The following is a 16,830-nucleotide window of genomic DNA, read 5'->3' as shown; positions in this document are numbered from 1 at the left end:
TCTGTTATGATAAATAGGTAATTAGTCTTAAGGTTTTACAAGGCCCTGTCGATAATAGTCGAAATATTCTTTTTGTCATTGTTTTTAAATTTCGTTATATTTAAATATGTGTTTGAGATAGATAGAAGATTCTGTTGTAGTGTTGAGGGGGACCAGCGTTGGCAAAAATATTAATCGTAGATGATGCAAAGTTTATGAGAATGACCCTTTCAGACATTCTAATTCGAAATAACCACGAGGTCGTGGGAGAGGGCGAGAATGGTAGAGAGGCAATCGCTCTTTATCACGAGCTACAACCAGATTTGGTGACGATGGACATTACGATGCCTGAGATGAGTGGCTTAGAGGCTATGAAAGAAATTAGGCAGAATTATCCGCAAGCAAAGGTAATCATGTGTTCTGCTATGGGTCAACAGCGTATGGTTGTAGAAGCGATCGAAGCCGGAGCAAAAGACTTCATAGTGAAGCCCTTTGATGAAGGAAGGGTTATTGAAGCAGTAAATCGTGTATTAAGTTAAATATAATAGATGCTGACTAGTCGTTGATAGTCAGCATTCTTTATTTAAAATAATATTATTATGTTGGAAGTGTATCCGCTATAATAATAGGGAAAATATATTTTTTAGATTGGGATGAAAGTATATGAACAACACGGTTGTTGTTGCTTCCTCCATAGGGGCGATTGGAATGGCGATATTGGCCATGTTCGTCCGTATGAAGGCAGCGAAAAAACCTGCAACAGCAAGGAAAATTATTCTACCACCTGTGTTTATGAGTACAGGTGCACTGATGTTTATAGAACCGATGTTTCGTGTAACGCTTCTAGAGTTCTTAGAAGCCATGGCCGTAGGGCTCGTATTCTCATTATTATTAATCAAAACCTCGAATTTTGAGATCCGTAATAATGAAATCTACTTGAAGCGGTCCCGTGCATTTGTCTTTATTTTATTCGGTCTGCTAGTCATACGCATCATCTTAAAACTAGTTTTAAGCACTACCATTGACTTTGGTGAGCTAAGCGGAATGTTCTTTATTTTAGCCTTTTCCATGATTGTCCCGTGGAGAATTGCGATGTTTCTTCAATTTAGAAGATTTCAGGCAAAACTAACAAACGTCAAATCATAGTTGTTTTGGCGTTTTTATAAAATAAAAAAACTGCTTAAGTAATAAGCAGTCCTTAAAATAAATGCTGATATGGGGTCATATCTATTTTGTTTTCAGCAAGCTTCCTTTTCAAAAATTTATGGTCGCGTTTTGGCGTGGCTAAAATATAACCTCGAATCACGAGTTCTTCGGTAATCGAAGGACGTTTTTCCTCTACGGCAAGCTCACCAATCTTGCCAGCAATTTTTTGACGAGCCACATCTCGAAAAAGTTCTGGAACAGGGCTCACGAGGTCTTCAAGAAGATCCTTCTCAGGCTGTTGCCATAGATGACGTGTTTCATTGACAAAGTGTTCTTCCCAATCAAGGACGGATTTCCCATCTTCAAGAGGCATTCTCTTTAAAAATTTACGAAACATAAAAAATCCACCGATTGCAAACGAACCGATTAATAAGACTACCCAAAAAATAATAAACACAGAAAACCATCCACTTAACTCCATGTACTCACCTACAAACGTATTAATACTATTATTATAGCCAATATTCTAGTAGGGAGACAAGACGAACGTTTTGAAAGCGGTTAAAAAGTGGGGAGAGGAGAACATTATGACAAGATTATACATATTCGAAGGAGTCCCTGGTTCAGGAAAGACGACCAGTGCCAAATGGTTAAAAAGTAGATTAGGAGACAAAGCAAAACTATTTTTAGAGGGGGACGCGGAGCATCCTGCTGACTATGAGTCGGTTGCTTGTTTAACAGAAGATCAAATAGATGAAGTTGAGAAGGATTTTCCGTTAATTCGTAAGTTGGCAATCCCAAAAGGGGAGAGGTATTTTATCTCATATGCAGGTATGTATGAAGAGGACAAAGAGTTATTTGAACGTTTAAGACAGTTTGATGTATACGAGCTTGCTGTTGAAGACTACTTAATAGTAGCCTTAGATAGATGGAGAGAGTTTGTTCAAAAAGCAAAAGTAGAAGGTCATAGTTACATACTTGAATGCTGTTATTTACAAAACCCATTTACCTTCCTGCTTGCAAAGCATAATTGCAGCAAAGAAGTGATCTTTCATTTTCTTAATAATGTGACAGAAATCATTTCAGAGTTAGATCCGGTCGTTGTTTATTTTGAACAGGAAAACCTTTCAGACAACCTAAAGAAAATCAGACAAGAACGTCCTATTGAATGGTTTGAATTTGTAACCTGGTATTATACAGGCCAGGAGTATGGGAAAGAGAGAGGGCTGTCAGGGGAAAGTGGAGTGCTGCATTTCTTAAATGAGAGGAAACAGTATGAGAAGGAGTTCCTCAGTAATGCACGAGTAAAATCAATGATTATCAACAACACGAATGCAGACTGGGAGCAAATTCATGATCAACTTGCTTTTGAACTCGGACTATTAGAAAAGTAGATTGTGATCGATATAATTAGACATTTTTACTTGAAAAATAAAGCCAAATACTACATAATAGAAACCGTGTCGTAAAACGTAACCCTTTAGGGTCACAAATGATCAACACGGTTCTTCCTACGGGGCTGATTGGGGTACTGGTGTCCTCCACGGTCTTCAAAACCGCTTGTGTCCTGCGTGCCAGGATAGCTGGGTTCGATTCCCAGGCAGTCCCGCCAAACCTTACATATCACTTTGCCACCTTCTAGATAAGAGGACTTGGTAATGGTCATTCGCCGATTATTAAAGTCGATATCTTTCCACGTCAAAGCCCGTAACTCACCTAAACGCGCCCCAGTATGACCTGCTGTGAAAATCATAGGGGAATATACTTTACTCGATTTTGCAGCTTCAAAAAGTCGGTCAAATTCCTCTTTTGAATAAAAAGTTGGTCTAAATTTTTCCGGTTTTGGTGGCTTGGTTTTTAGAACGACATTTTTGTTCACAAATTCCCAATCTAATGCATCATTTATTGCTTTAGATAACACACGGTGATGATGTTTGACCGTTTGAGCCGATACATCTTCTAGTTTTTGTGTATAGTAATTCTGTAATTGTAATGGTTTTAACTCTTGTAACATGATATGTCCAAGGTCAGGTTTTAAATGAACACGGATTATTTGCTCATATCCTTTGTAGATGTTAGGTGAAGTATTGGATTTTGCATACGATTTAAGCCAATAGTCTAGATAGTCACCTAAGGACTGATCCTCTACTACCTTATTGTTGTCCATTTCCTTTTGAAGTTCTGCTAGAGCAAGGTCTAGTGCCGTTTTAGCATCTTTTTTTGTTTTGAAATTCTTCAGGACTCTTCGTTTTCGGTCTCCTTTTGTACCAACTTCAATTGTTACATAATAAGTACCTTTTTTTTGTCTTTAGTAACGCGACCAGTCAATAGTCAACATCCTCCTTAAAATGACTGGGCACCTAAACTCAAATCACCATTATCAGTATGACTGCCTGTTTTATGTTATAAACATTGATTGAGTGAGTTCAGGAGCCAATTATTCTTTATTTTTCTCCTTCTAGCCATTTCTGGATAGAGCGTTTAGGAATGAGTATCCTAGTGCCGACTTGTACTGTATAAAATTCTCCAGAATGAACCAACTCATAAGCTTTTGTCCTGCTAATTCCTAAATATTTCATAATATCTTTTACACTGAGTACATCCTTTAAGTCCTCATATCGCATACTGTTTCCCCCTTAATTAATTGATTATGAGACCGAAAAGACCACCAACAATGTTAATTCTCATCCACCTGAGGTTATTTAAAAGTTTTTGTATAAAATAGATTGATTGTCTCTCAAAAACGACTTAATTTTATACGCCCTCCTTGTTAAAACAAGAAAAACCCCGCAGTTATCAAAAGGAAGACACAATGCTACCCAAGAAATAAGATCTATTACAATCTTAGTGCTTGGATTGGCAAGGTGCTTCCTTTGTCCAATCTGCGGGGTTTAACCCATTGATTTATATTATTTTTGTGGGTATAAAAGATAGATTAGTATATGTATAATCTAATTACTTTTCCCATTTTAGATTACTAACTTATGGGTGTCAAGAACTCATCCATAAATTATTTCTTTAAAATGGGGCTAACTGATAGGAATACTTGACTTTTTAATAAATAAAGACAGGGTATTGCCTTTTTAAATATAGTTAGGGGCAAAGGAAGTCACTTATTTTAATAACAAATATCAAATATTATTGGGGGAAAACCCACAGACATAGAGCAGCGGAAGCACTGCGCTTTGAAAGTAACGCTACCTTTAGGTGCGTTACCTCTAGGGCTACGTGCAAAGGGAGTGGATACTGAAGGATGAGAACGAGTAAAAAAGTAGTTAGAAAGACTATCGGACAAAATTTACAATCTGTCTCTAATAAACATAATATCTATTAGGAAAGTCGATAATTTGACTTATCGTTTAGTTTCCATAAATAGCGGTACGGTATAGGAGATTATTGAATACGACCTTAGAAATTATGGTCATTCTAATACGCCATAATATCCTATATTTTAACCACATTTGGTAGCTGTAAGCGTAACATTAAAAGGATAATTAATAATAAATGATTTTAATATTCATTTCTGGTTTAGCTAGTAGGGGCCTTTCTTTAAAAAAGGCCTTCTTGTAATGCAGATTCGTTATTAGTGAAGAAAAGTAACCTCTACTCTGCCAGAGGAAAATCTATTAAACAAATGAGTAAAATACGTTCAATTAAAAACAATTAATTCTGGTATATCAAGGTTTTTAGCATCCTGTTAGTCAATCTAGATCAATTAAAATCAATTAAAAAAGTTATGTCTGTGCACACTTTTGTGCACACATTCTGTACATGGTGTGGAGCTAATTTCTAATGTTTAAAGAGTTGCAGAACTTCTATTAACACTAATCGGCCCTCGTAAACATCCTTATGGAACAAACGGGGCAGTTTTATGGAAGAAGGATTTCTAATATAGAATGAAGAATACAATTCCAGAGAGATGCGAAGGCAACTCTTTTTTGCAACATTGATAGGAGTGATTAGATGTTAAACTATCGTAGAGCAAACCTGAACGATATTGATAAATTGGTTGAACTAAGAAAAAAACAATTAGTTGATGAGGGTTTAGAACCAAATATTGATATTGATAAGGAACTATCAGTTTTCTTTAGAGATAAACTAAGTGAGGGCAGGCTTATCCAATGGCTAGTAGAAGATAATGAAGAAACTATAGCTTGTGGTGCAGTAATTTTTTATGATTTCCCGCCTAGCTATACCAATAAGAATGGGAAGAAGGCATACATTGCAAATATGTATACTAGCGAAAATTATCGTGGTCAAGGAATAGCAAAAAATTTACTTTCTAAATTGGTTGAAGATGTAAAACTATCTGGTATATCAAAAATATGGCTTGCGGCATCAGAAATGGGAAGACCTGTCTATAAGAAGTTCGGATTTAAAGAAGCAGATGAATATTTAGAGTTAAATATTACTAAATAATCCTTAAAGATAGCACTTTAATTAATTGAGGCAATGCCTAAAAGCATTGCTCTTTCTTATTCTACAAAAGGAGCAGTTTTGTTTAGGAAGGATATTTTCACCAATATTTAGAATATAAAAGTATTCACAAATTTAATAGGGGGAAATATGGCTGAATACATAAAGGAAATAAGAGAACTTATAGGTAGCAGACCATTTATATTGGTTGGTTCCACAATTGTAGTGATGAATGAGAAAAAAGAAATCTTATTTCAACACCGTTCCGATACAAAAGAATGGGGTTTGCCAGGTGGAGCAATGGAAATGGGTGAAACATTAGAGCAAACTGCTGAACGTGAACTTTATGAAGAAACGGGGTTAAAAGGAAACAGTTTTAAGTTTATTGATATTTTGTCTGGAAGTAATCTATATTATAAATATCCTAACGGTGATGAAGTCTATAACGTAATTTGTGTCTACTTAGCACAAGAAACAAGTGGTGAGTTAGCTATGAATGATGGTGAGAGTTTGGATTTAAGATATTTCTCCATCAATGATTTACCTTCTCAACTTGATGAAAGAGCAAAGATAATTATAGAGAAACATTTTATCTAAAATAAGTTTTTTCGTCGGAGTATTTTATAGTTAATAGCCCTCTTAACTTTTCAAAACCAAGAAGATTGTGAACCATTGTACTTAAAGTATAGGGGGCTTTATAAATATATGGACGATTGAGATGGTGATGGACTAGTAGGTGAGTAAACAAATCGGCCATGGTTACGGAAACAATAGGGGCTTTAATAAAAAGGATGAATTCTATTATGATAAAACATTGTTGTGAGGATATGGCTTATCATGCAAATTTCAAATGTGATATTCATAAAAATCCATTTGACTGCCCTGATAAAATAATCGTATTTGATGATAGAGATAAAGACTATGGTTTGATAATTCATGATGGCGGTTCTTCAAGTATAGCGATTGATTTTTGTCCGTGGTGTGGGTCAAAATTATAATTTGTTGTTATGGAAGCTCTTAATGTACAATAGGGCACTTTTGTTCAATAAGATAAACAGAATGGTATTACTGAATAAATATTGATTAAGAAAACACTTTTCATATATGCCATCATTTTATTCTTTTTTAAGACCCATCTTAGATAACTCAAAATATTGTTATGTTTACGGTGTTTCAGAAACCTATATAACTCCTAACCTAAGTACCGTTTTGATAAAGGCTAAGGGGAAATATCGTTTGGACTTAACTAAGGAAGTAATTAGTGGTTACGAGTTTTTGTGGAATGGCTCCTACCCTGAAAGGGGTTCGATAGTAATAGTCTTAGAATCAGATAATATTGATTTTTCCTTAGTTTTTTCACATTGTTATAAACTTCCTTCTCATTATAGGACATTAGCATTATACTATAGTTATATTATGGAAGGGAGCTAGTACATAGTGAAAAAGTTATTGTTAACGGTTTTATCTTTATTATTTGCGTTTAGTATATATATTCCGCAAACCAACGCTACTGAAAGCAATCCTTGTGCTCAATATGCAGGAGTAAAGAAGATTTGGTGGAATGGTGTAGAGTTAAAAAAAGGACAAATTGGAAGGTTAACAGTGTTAAAAGATACTCAACTTTATATAATTAAGGAAATTAAGGGTGAAGGAGAGATAAAATTATTCTATCGCACGCTTAAAAAAGGTGAATCTTACAGAATCTATGCCTTTAAACCCGGGATGCTTAGTGTAGGTGGGGGTTATTTTGTAGATAGAGATTCTAAGGTAAGTTATGAAACTCCTAGTAAGGCGAAGTTGGCTGCAGTTGCTTGTATTAATCAAAGTAATGTAGAGATACTACCTAAAGGATATGTTGAGGTTCAAAAGGCATTAGCAGACAATCCTGGCTTTGTACTTAGAAATGGTAACGATGGTAAAGGCTTTGCTCTTATAAATGATACGAAGCAACACGGTGTATTTACTTATAATGGGTCTGGAGAAATGTTCATTGTGTCGGTACAAGAAGATGAGTTACCTATTATTGCTGAAGCATCAATTATTTTAGGAAACCCATTATCTAAAGAAGAAACAATCAAAGCGTTAAAGGGTTTTATTAATTATGAAGATCCTGTTGAGAAAAAAGTAGGGGACTTGAACGTTTACATTGGTGATGCTGGTACTGGAAAACATGCTGTAATTGTATGGAAGTAGTAGGGCTAAATAATTACACCCTGAATTAAATAAAAAAATTTAATCCCCTTTATTAAAGGGGATTTTTAGTTGTTGGGGAAATTGGAATTTTGTTTTCTTTTAAATATTTTCTAACACAATTAATACAAAATCTGGTCTAAACATAGAATACTTATCATTTTTAATTAGGTATCTAACATATACTTTTATCTTTTTGCTATCTGAGCAGTATGCCGTCTTTTCTTCTTGTTATGCTAACGAAGACTTACACTATAGGGGGCATTCCTTAAAGATCTGGCTACATATGATTTTGTGAAAAATATATGAATTATTACTGGATAGTAAAAATCTAAAGTGTTAAAGAAATGTCTTGTTGAATAAAAGGGGCAGGTTTATGGAATAAGGACTTTTCATTTTAGAGTCTTTTTTATTTCACCTAATACCTTGCATTATATAGTAATCTGTTTTATATTTAAATTAGGAGGTGGACAAATATGGAAGTTAATAAAGAAGTTCTAAAAGGTCATATAGATACGTTAATACTGTCTTTACTACATACTAGAGATTTGTATGGATATGAGTTAGCAAAACTGGTTCGAGAAAAAAGTAATGAACAGTTTGAATTAAAAGAAGGTACACTCTATCTGTCTCTAAAGCGATTAGAAAAAAATGAATGGATTTCTTCTTATTGGGGTGATGAGCAAGGACCAGGAGGAAGAAGAAAATATTATAAACTCACTCCATTAGGAGAAAAAGGTTTTGATGAAAAACGTTCGGAATGGCAATTTGTGAAGAAAATTATTGATTCGTTTCTAGAAGGGGGAGAAAAAGCGTGAAACAAATAGAATCTTATGTTGATGAAGTTTATCATAGTGTCGGTGGGAACAAGAAAGAAATTGAAGAGTTAAAAGAAGAAATGAAAAATCATTTGTTAGAGGCAGTTCACGAATTGAGAACACAAGGAATATCAGAACAAGAAGCTATTGAAATCGCAATTAACCGTTTCGGTGGAGAAACAGAAATGCGTTCGGTTGTTAGACAATTATTTAAAGCACAAAAGGTCTTTGCAAAATCAGTCTTGAATATTGCGGTAATCTTACTTATTTTAAGCATAACTGTTTTTGGAGGTATATATGTAGTAGAAGAACGAAATTCTAGTGAAACATCTAATGTAGCTTCCGATATTTCGTCTCTATTACAAGGAGAAAGTACCATTTCAGCAGATATGGATAATGAGATCCAACAGTTGGTTCAAGGTACAGATCAAATTTCAAACATCAAGATATATAACGTTAGAGAAGTAAAGAGGGAATTCAAAGGCAATATTACAACTTACGAATATACAAAAAAGGCAAGTCCTACCTATGAGTATGAAAGGATTGTATGGGCTCCTGGCTGGTTATATAATTACGGACCATATGAAATTGGAGACAAAGAATGGTATATTGCAATGGAAGTTAAACGTCTTGGTTCCATTGTGCCTCTTGTTGCACTTTTAGGTGTTACCATTTATATTACTCTATTTACGATTTGGGCAACGATAAATGCATATCATCATAAACGATTAAATATTGGGTGGATTTTTGCTTTTACTTTATTTAACTTTGTAGGTTATTTAATCTATGTACTAGTAGGGAAGAAGAAAGAAACAGCCTAGTTTCTGGATGGGGTATAAATATTCATCTGTCTTTCCTGTTTGAATCAGCCATCTAATTACAAACGATGGACAAAGTTATAGTAGTCAAATTTAAAGATAGGGATCGCTGCAGCGATCTTTTTTCTTATTGTAGAAAAGGAGCAGGTTTGTGGAATAAGGAACTTTTCATAAATAATCAACGTCTATATATATAAAGGGGGAAATACGTTGGTTCAAAAGCTATTCTTACTCTTGATTTCTTTAGCTTTATTTACGATTACTGGATGCTCTAATGTTGGAGAAACAACAACCAAAGTATCAATTGACAGCATTGATGCTAAAGAAGTTTTATCATTAGACCCTAACGCTGATATTTTTCAGTATGATGGAGTAATCTACAAAACGAATATTGATTGGGTTGAAGATTTGTCTTTAACAAAAGACGTTCAAATCGGAGAAATAAAAGCCCAAAATGATGTTAATACAGAATTCAATGATGAAATGGCCAATAAGCTTCCAGTTGGTTCAAAGATATTTTCAGCCAAGGAAAGAACAGATATTTTAATTATCGAATCAGAAGGAGAAGATTATAAATACCTTGCAATTGTTGAAGGGTAATCAAATTTACAAGTAAGGGGCGATTTTCTACAATGTAGATCGCCTTTTCTTATTGTAGTAAAGGAGCAGGTTACTTTAAGAAGCCATTAAGAAAGACTTTTCTATTTACATAAAATGTTAATTTCTGTAATATAGAAATAATAAACAAATCCGATGAAGAGAAGAGTAAATAAAATCCATTCTTTACAGAGAGCTCCGTTTGGTGAAAAGGAGTAAGGATAATTTATTGAACCAAGCCTCTGAGTATCATATCGGAACCTTTTTAGGTGATGGTATGACGGGAGTTCCCGTTATAGAGCTAGGGTATAGGATTATTGTACCTAATAAGATTAGTATGGCGACATATTAATAAACTGGGGTGGCACCACGATTAAAAATCTCGTCCCCAAGACTTTAGTTATCATAGAGTCTTGGGGGTGGGATTTTTTTGTTGTGAAATATAACATTTAGTAAAAATAATTTTTGTGAAGTCTTTATTTGTGTTGGGATAGGGGGATAAAGTGATGAATTTAGAGAAAAAAATAGCGTCTTGGAAATATCCATCAATTTTATTAATAGGAATTGGAGTTTCAAATATTGGTGAATGGATATATTTTATTTCACTTAATTTAATAGTATTAGGTATGACTGACTCACCGATTGCAGTATCAGGTCTTTATATTATAAAACCCTTGGCGGCTTTATGTACCAACTTTTGGGCGGGAAGTATAATTGACCGTTTAAATAAACGAAAATTAATGGTTTTTCTAGATATATTCAGAGCCATATTTATAGCATTATTACCTTTTTTTTCATCCGTCGCTCAAATTTACCTTATTGTATTTATCATAAATATGGCGAGTTCGATGTTTGGACCAACATCAATGACTTATATTACAAAATTAATTCCGAAAGAACAAAGAAAACAATTTAATTCCCTACACAGTTTAGTTACATCAGGTGCATTTTTAATTGGTCCAGCAGTTGCGGGGTTATTGTTTCTAATTGGCACCCCAATATTTGCAATATATATAAATGCAATTGCTTTATTTTTATCAGGATTAATTACAATAATAATGCCTGATATAGAGAAGGAAACAATTGTTTCGTCAACGAGTAACACATTATCGATGGAATTAATAAAAAAGGATTGGTTTGTTGTCGTAGATTATAGTCGCCGATATATTTATATTATGATGATTTACTTTTTGTTTAGTTGTGTGATGGTTATTATGGCGAGTGCAGTGGATTCATTGGAAGCTGCTTTTGCCAAAGAGGTACTTTTTTTATCAGACAGTGAATATGGTTTTTTGGTCACGATTGCTGGAGCAGGTATTGTTGTTGGCGCTTTAATTAACTCTTTCATTGTAAAAAAAATTCATACATCAGTATTAATTGGTCTAGGTTCTGTATTAGTCTCAACTGGTTACATTATATACGCATTTTCAAGCTCGTTTATTATTGCAGCAGCTGGTTTCTTTATTCTTGCCTTTTTTATCGCTTATGCAAATACGGGGTTTCTTACCTTCTATCAGAACAATATACCAGTCGATGTGATGGGGAGGATTGGCAGTTTATATAGTCTAGTTCAAGCAATTTTAGTGATAACAGCAACTAGCATTATGGGTATTATGGCTCAGATTACTTCTATCCAGATTGTCGTGATTATAGGTGTTTTAGTTATGATGATATTATCCATAACTTTATGTATCTTCAGCTTATTACCTTCAAAAAGTCAACTATACCAGTCAGAAAATGTTGCAACTAAGGGTTTCTAACCAATATTTTAAAGAAAAGTACATCTCCACCTTATTGAACTAAAGGGGGCTTTAGTTGAATAAAAAAATAAAAAAAGGATAGAATTACAGGGATTCTTTTACCTGTTCATCTATCCTATTTCTATTATATTTAACACTTTATTGTTATGACTCACCTATAGTTATATTCTCTTTAACTATTCGCTTTTTGCACTTCGGTTGTTCGCATGTAACCTTTTAACACTACTTGGTGATTTTATCTAAACTGTCTCAATCCGTTGGTATCAAAGGGTTGAGACGGTTTATATTTTTTAGGAAAGTACGCAAAACTTCTATTAACACTAATCGGCCCTCGTAAACATCCTTATGGAACAAACGATGCAGTTTTATTGAAGAAGGAATATTGGTTTATAGTGAAGAATAAAAGAACTATAAAATCTTAGGGAGTGAGAAAATGGTGGCTAATAATGAAGTTATTGGGTCTAAAAGTATCCCTTTTAGATTGATAGACTAAAAAGAAGAAACAAATAACTAAGTTATTGTCTTACCTGGGGCTGGTTACACAACGCAGTCTCCATGGTTACACTTTACAACAGGGTTATTTTACGCTAAGGGTTTTGATGTATTACTTTTAACTATAAATTTAGTAGGCAAGAGATGTCCGCTCTCAGTGAAGAGGATATCACTAGAGATGTACAACTTGCAATCGACAACGGAATCAAGAACAAGAAATATAATAATTATTATTTAGTGGCTAAATCAATAGGAACAATAGCTTTGAGTTATCTGCTTAATAATAAAATGTTGAAAGATGCAAAAGTGGTATGGTTAACTCCATTACTACAAAGCAATGACGTATTTAAATCAATGGTTAACAGTGATAATAAAGGTCTTTGTATTATTGGAGATAAAGATAGTTGTTTCATTGTGGAACGCTTTGAGGAATTGAAAAATAATCAAAATCTTATATTAAAATTGGTTGATGGTGGAAATCACAGTTTAGAGCTAGATGGAGAGCCAGTAGAATCCATTGAAATATTAAAAAGTGTAATTTCTGATATTAATGAGTTTTAAAACTAACGGGGCGTTGATTCTAGAAGGATCAATGCCTTTTCTTGTGGAATTTCTTATTGTAGAAAAGAAGCAGGTTTATGTAAGAAGAAGCAGACCTAAACAGCCCGACCTCCAAGGGCAGTCAAACATTTATTGCCACCAGAGATACAATCTCAAGCAATAATGTTCTATTATGATATTTTCCTGGCGAATCTTGGTATGACCTTGCTGCCCATTGATGAGATGATGTTTGAGTGGGGAAAAAATCGTTTTATAAGTCAGCCGGATTATGGCCTACCAACCCATAAGTATAAATAAAAGGAAGTGAAAAGGGTGAGTCTATTTATATCATAGATTCACCCTACGTTTCATCTTTTATATCCATAGATTCTTTAATATGCTCTAGTCAGCTAAATCCTCCGATGATTAAAGAGATATCCCAATGAGTGAAACCTTTCCCAACACCCTTGTAAACTATTACGATAAGGAAAAAATCGCAGTATACTCACCTTAAGGAGTTATTTCTCATTATTACTTGTTATAGACTAAACAACTATTATGAAAAGAGGTACTGAAAATGAAAAAGAATTCTATAGTAATCGCAGGTGGAGGAAGTACTTATACAGCAGGAATTGTTATGTTGTTAATTGAAAATCAAGATAAATTTCCTCTTAGGAAATTAAGATTATATGATAATAATAAGGAACGTCAAGATATTGTAGCGAACGCATGTGAAATTATTATTAAGGAACGTGCTCCTGAAATTGAATTCACAGCAACAACAGATCCTGAAGAAGCATTTACAGATGTTGATTTCGTAATGGCACATATTCGTGTAGGTGGTCTAAAAATGCGTGAACTAGATGAAAAGATTCCATTAAAACATGGAGTCGTTGGACAGGAAACATGCGGCCCCGGCGGTATGGCCTATGGTATGCGCTCTATTCCAGGAGTAATCGAATTAATTGATTTTATGGAAAAATATTCACCAGATGCTTGGATGTTAAATTATTCTAATCCAGCCTCCATTGTTGCAGAGGCAACACGTATCTTACGTCCAAACTCGAAAATCATAAATATTTGCGATATGCCAGTTGCGATAAAAAAATCAATGGCTGACATTTTAGGTCTGGAATCTGAGAATGATATTATTGAACGTTATTACGGATTAAACCATTTTGGCTGGTGGACTGCGCTTTATGATAAACAAGGCAATGACCTAATGCCAAGACTTAAAGAGCATGTAAAACAATGGGGGTATGGAGCCAAAAATGATGGGATTAACAATCCTTTGTTAGCAGAATCCAGCTGGAAGGATACATTTACCAAAGCAAAGGATGTATTTGCTATTGACCCAGTTACATTACCAAACACGTACCTAAAGTATTATTTGTATTCAGACTATGTTGTAAAGCATTCAAATCCAGAACGAACAAGAGCAAATGAAGTGATGGATTATCGTGAAAAGAATGTTTTTGAAGAATGTAAGCAGATTGCCCAAGATGGAACAGCTGAAGGAACAAGCATTGAAGCAGGTGAACATGCTGAATTTATTGTTCGACTAGCTGGGGCACTCTCCTACAATACTTATGAACGGATGTTATTAATTGTTCCTAATAATGGAGCTATTACAAACGTTGATCCAAATGCAATGGTTGAGATTCCATGTTTAGTAAGTAAAGTAGGTGTGGAACCATTATCTATTGGGACGATTCCTCAATTCCAAAAAGGATTGATTGAACAACAAGTATCAGTAGAAAAATTAGTCGTTCAAGCTTATTTAGAAAAATCCTATCAAAAACTTTGGCAGGCACTAACATTGTCAAAGACAGTACCAAGTGCGAGTGTTGCAAAAGCTATTTTAGATGATCTTATCGAAGTAAACAAAGATTTCTGGCCGGAACTTTCTTAAGAAAAAATGATTTGCTTCACTATAATAGGGTATGAGGTCTTTTCATACCCTGTTGCCTGTTTTAATTAAGTTAGGAGGATCTCCTTGTGAATCTTGAAGAGTTAATTAATAAAAATTATGAGTATTTGAGTGATACTGATTTTACTATTGCTAAGTACGTTCTTGCTAATAAAGATAAAATTGGGAACATGGGTATTAATCCATTAGCTAAAAATAGTTTAGCATCCAAATCATCGGTATTAAGATTTGCTCAAAAATTGGGTTTTAGTGGATATAGTGAATTTAAAAACTTCGTAAAATGGGAAAATGCTAGCCCAAATGAGGAACTTAAACCAAATGAATTGTTTGAACAAGTTCTTTATGATGTCAATAAAACGTTAGACTATTTAAATAGTATGGACTTTGAACCTATCTATAAAGCCATTGATACTAGTGAAAATATTTATGTTATTTCGACAGGAATAGCTCAGAAAAATCAAGCTACAGAACTGCAACGATTATTCCTGCTTATTGGTAAACCCGTTCAAATTATTCCTGCTATGGCCCATGCAAATGAATATAAGCTTATAATTGAAAAGTTAACTTCTAAAGATTTAATTATTTTGTTTTCACTATCCGGTGAAAATCCAAATTTACAAGGATTACTTGATATTCCTGCAGTTAAGGGTGCAAAAATGATTTCCCTTACCAATCTTAAAAGTAATTGGTTGTCAGGACATGCTGATTTTAATTTATATGCTTCCAGTACGATGAATCCTATTCCGAAAAATTGGTGGGTACGATCTGCCTCTTCCTTTTTTATTGTGGTAGAAGCATTGGCATTTGGATATTTAGATTTTATAAATAATAAAAGGTAGGCATTGAGGTGTAGAATGATGTTTTTTAAGAAGAGTAAAAGAGAAAAAAATATATTTATCCATAGCCCATTAAAGTGCGAGGTTATTCCCTTAGAAAGTGTTCCAGATCCCGTTTTTTCACAGAAAATGATGGGCGAAGGGCTCGCCTTTATTCCAACTAGAGGCGAAGTTTTTTCTCCTATAAATGGGAAGGTTACACAAGTGTTTCCTACTAAACATGCAATTGGAATGGTAACGGAAGATGGCCTTGAAATGCTTTTACATTTAGGACTTGAAACAGTTGAATTAAAAGGTGATGGATTTAATATTAACATTAATGCTGGAGATATAGTTAGTGTTAATGATCACATTGGTACTTTTGATCTTTCCTATATTGAGGAAAAAGGAAAAGAAATTATTTCAGTCCTTGTTTTCCCGAATTTTGAAGAAAAAATTGCTGAAATGATTCCGATAAAGCCAGATGAAGTTGAAAGTGGAACGAGAATTGCCCAATTGATTCTTAAATAACTCAAATTTTATGCTTGAAAAACAGCACTTTCCATTTAGAGAAAAACGGTGGTGCAAAAACTCATCAATTTATGAACACATAATAAAAGAATAGGGCACCCTATCCTTGCCTGTACATTGTTTTTACAGGCTTTTTTGTATTTACGATTAGACCAGTTAAAATTGCTGTGTAAATAGTAGTTAAAAATACGGGAGAAATCCAATACAAAGCATGATATTTATTTTTTGTCTAGGGCTTCTTATATTCAATTCAATCACCTCTACTAGGTATTTTAACGAAGGAACTATCCAATCGCTTTAGAGTAGATATAAGTTATTGAGCATATGCTTTAAGTTGATGTCTCTATTGTTACGTATTTTGGTAATTATATGTTGTAATAAAAAATTAATGTTACGAAAAAAAAACCGCATTGTTAGCTGCTAAAAGGAGTAGATGGGTGGCACTTAATAGGCTATGTAAAAAGTAGTTGTTGAACTAACGGGACAACATTCCTGTAATAAATGGGAATAAGCATCTAGTATGTGAATAAATACACTTAAATAAAGACATTAATCCAAATAGGATTAAAGTCTTTATTTGTTGAAGTTACCTATTGAACAATAGGGGCAGCATTCCTGTAATGAATGAAAATGAGCTTTGAACAAAAAAATAACCTCTTGGTAGAATGAGAGAGTCCTAAAGCCGGCTAGCAAAAAGGACGAACTCAATTAACCAGGAGGTCTTAAAATGAATTATAACCAAAATGAAAAGATTGCTCAAATCACTTCTCAGACTCTTATTATAGGTGTAGATATTGC

General features: G+C 34.1%; 17 protein-coding genes, 1 tRNA gene, 1 pseudogene and 1 other annotated feature. Of the genes and pseudogenes, 16 read left to right on the top strand and 3 right to left on the bottom strand.

Annotated features, from left to right (window positions below; genetic code table 11):
- Nucleotides 1-158: 158 nt before the first annotated feature.
- The gene (locus BKO01S_RS19525) at nucleotides 159-518 is read left to right on the top strand and encodes a response regulator (RefSeq protein WP_066058320.1); all 360 of its coding nucleotides are present in this window, start codon (nucleotides 159-161) and stop codon (nucleotides 516-518) included.
- A gap of 124 nt (nucleotides 519-642) precedes the next feature.
- A complete protein-coding gene (locus BKO01S_RS19520; protein ID WP_066058317.1) occupies nucleotides 643-1,125 on the top strand; it encodes a CcdC family protein in 483 nt (160 codons plus the stop codon).
- 52 nt (nucleotides 1,126-1,177) lie between these two features.
- Here BKO01S_RS19520 and BKO01S_RS19515 read toward each other — a convergent pair whose 3' ends face one another.
- Complete coding sequence (locus tag BKO01S_RS19515; protein WP_066058314.1) at nucleotides 1,178-1,606, bottom strand: DUF2621 domain-containing protein; 429 nt, start codon at nucleotides 1,604-1,606, stop codon at nucleotides 1,178-1,180.
- A 106-nt stretch (nucleotides 1,607-1,712) separates the two neighbouring features.
- Here BKO01S_RS19515 and BKO01S_RS19510 point away from each other — a divergent pair, with 106 nt between their 5' ends.
- Nucleotides 1,713-2,519: a P-loop NTPase family protein gene (locus tag BKO01S_RS19510; RefSeq protein WP_066058311.1), complete on the top strand. Its 807-nt coding sequence runs from the start codon at nucleotides 1,713-1,715 to the stop codon at nucleotides 2,517-2,519.
- Nucleotides 2,520-2,640: 121 nt separating this feature from the next.
- A tRNA-Sec gene (locus BKO01S_RS24475) sits at nucleotides 2,641-2,737 on the top strand.
- A 51-nt stretch (nucleotides 2,738-2,788) separates the two neighbouring features.
- Here BKO01S_RS24475 and BKO01S_RS25250 read toward each other — a convergent pair.
- A pseudogene (locus BKO01S_RS25250) lies at nucleotides 2,789-3,415 on the bottom strand (tyrosine-type recombinase/integrase); the annotation flags it as partial.
- Nucleotides 3,416-3,569: 154 nt separating this feature from the next.
- Nucleotides 3,570-3,749 (bottom strand): helix-turn-helix domain-containing protein, encoded by a 180-nt coding sequence (locus BKO01S_RS19500; protein WP_066058307.1) that lies wholly within the window; start codon nucleotides 3,747-3,749, stop codon nucleotides 3,570-3,572.
- Nucleotides 3,750-5,088: 1,339 nt separating this feature from the next.
- On the opposite strand from BKO01S_RS19500, the gene BKO01S_RS19495 reads away from it, so the two are divergent.
- The 12 genes from BKO01S_RS19495 (at nucleotide 5,089) to BKO01S_RS19435 (ending at nucleotide 16,032) form a co-directional block, all read left to right on the top strand.
- Nucleotides 5,089-5,544, top strand: a complete 456-nt coding sequence (locus tag BKO01S_RS19495; RefSeq protein WP_066058306.1) for a GNAT family N-acetyltransferase — start codon at nucleotides 5,089-5,091, stop codon at nucleotides 5,542-5,544.
- 147 nt (nucleotides 5,545-5,691) lie between these two features.
- A complete protein-coding gene (locus BKO01S_RS19490; protein ID WP_066058302.1) occupies nucleotides 5,692-6,138 on the top strand; it encodes an NUDIX hydrolase in 447 nt (148 codons plus the stop codon).
- 206 nt (nucleotides 6,139-6,344) lie between these two features.
- Nucleotides 6,345-6,539 (top strand): DUF6980 family protein, encoded by a 195-nt coding sequence (locus BKO01S_RS19485; RefSeq protein ID WP_066058450.1) that lies wholly within the window; start codon nucleotides 6,345-6,347, stop codon nucleotides 6,537-6,539.
- 439 nt (nucleotides 6,540-6,978) lie between these two features.
- Nucleotides 6,979-7,734, top strand: a complete 756-nt coding sequence (locus tag BKO01S_RS24900) for a hypothetical protein (RefSeq protein ID WP_066058295.1) — start codon at nucleotides 6,979-6,981, stop codon at nucleotides 7,732-7,734.
- A gap of 473 nt (nucleotides 7,735-8,207) precedes the next feature.
- Nucleotides 8,208-8,549 (top strand): PadR family transcriptional regulator, encoded by a 342-nt coding sequence (locus BKO01S_RS19470; protein ID WP_066058292.1) that lies wholly within the window; start codon nucleotides 8,208-8,210, stop codon nucleotides 8,547-8,549.
- Entirely contained in the window at nucleotides 8,546-9,370 is an 825-nt protein-coding gene (locus BKO01S_RS19465) for a permease prefix domain 1-containing protein (protein WP_066058290.1), read from the top strand. The genes BKO01S_RS19470 and BKO01S_RS19465 overlap by 4 nt, the downstream gene beginning before the upstream one ends.
- 207 nt (nucleotides 9,371-9,577) lie before the next feature.
- A complete protein-coding gene (locus tag BKO01S_RS19460) occupies nucleotides 9,578-9,967 on the top strand; it encodes a hypothetical protein (protein ID WP_066058286.1) in 390 nt (129 codons plus the stop codon).
- A 144-nt stretch (nucleotides 9,968-10,111) separates the two neighbouring features.
- Nucleotides 10,112-10,357, top strand: a binding site (T-box leader).
- A 113-nt stretch (nucleotides 10,358-10,470) separates the two neighbouring features.
- Nucleotides 10,471-11,724 (top strand): MFS transporter, encoded by a 1,254-nt coding sequence (locus tag BKO01S_RS19455; protein ID WP_066058283.1) that lies wholly within the window; start codon nucleotides 10,471-10,473, stop codon nucleotides 11,722-11,724.
- Nucleotides 11,725-12,360: 636 nt separating this feature from the next.
- Complete coding sequence (locus tag BKO01S_RS19450; protein ID WP_232311286.1) at nucleotides 12,361-12,777, top strand: alpha/beta hydrolase; 417 nt, start codon at nucleotides 12,361-12,363, stop codon at nucleotides 12,775-12,777.
- A gap of 556 nt (nucleotides 12,778-13,333) precedes the next feature.
- On the top strand, nucleotides 13,334-14,668 hold the full coding sequence (locus tag BKO01S_RS19445; RefSeq protein ID WP_198158856.1) for a 6-phospho-alpha-glucosidase: 1,335 nt from the start codon (nucleotides 13,334-13,336) through the stop codon (nucleotides 14,666-14,668).
- Between the two features lie 86 nt (nucleotides 14,669-14,754).
- Complete coding sequence (locus BKO01S_RS19440) at nucleotides 14,755-15,525, top strand: MurR/RpiR family transcriptional regulator (protein ID WP_066058275.1); 771 nt, start codon at nucleotides 14,755-14,757, stop codon at nucleotides 15,523-15,525.
- 18 nt (nucleotides 15,526-15,543) lie between these two features.
- Nucleotides 15,544-16,032 carry a PTS sugar transporter subunit IIA gene (locus BKO01S_RS19435; protein WP_084362153.1) on the top strand — a complete coding sequence of 163 codons (489 nt, stop codon included), beginning with the start codon at nucleotides 15,544-15,546 and terminating at the stop codon, nucleotides 16,030-16,032.
- Nucleotides 16,033-16,830 lie beyond the last annotated feature (798 nt).

Source organism: Robertmurraya korlensis NBRC 107688 (assembly GCF_001591645.1).
GTDB lineage: Bacteria > Bacillota > Bacilli > Bacillales > Cytobacillaceae > Robertmurraya_A.
The sequence above is the reverse complement of the archived record's forward strand: the minus strand, read 5'-3'. Positions and strand labels throughout refer to the sequence as shown.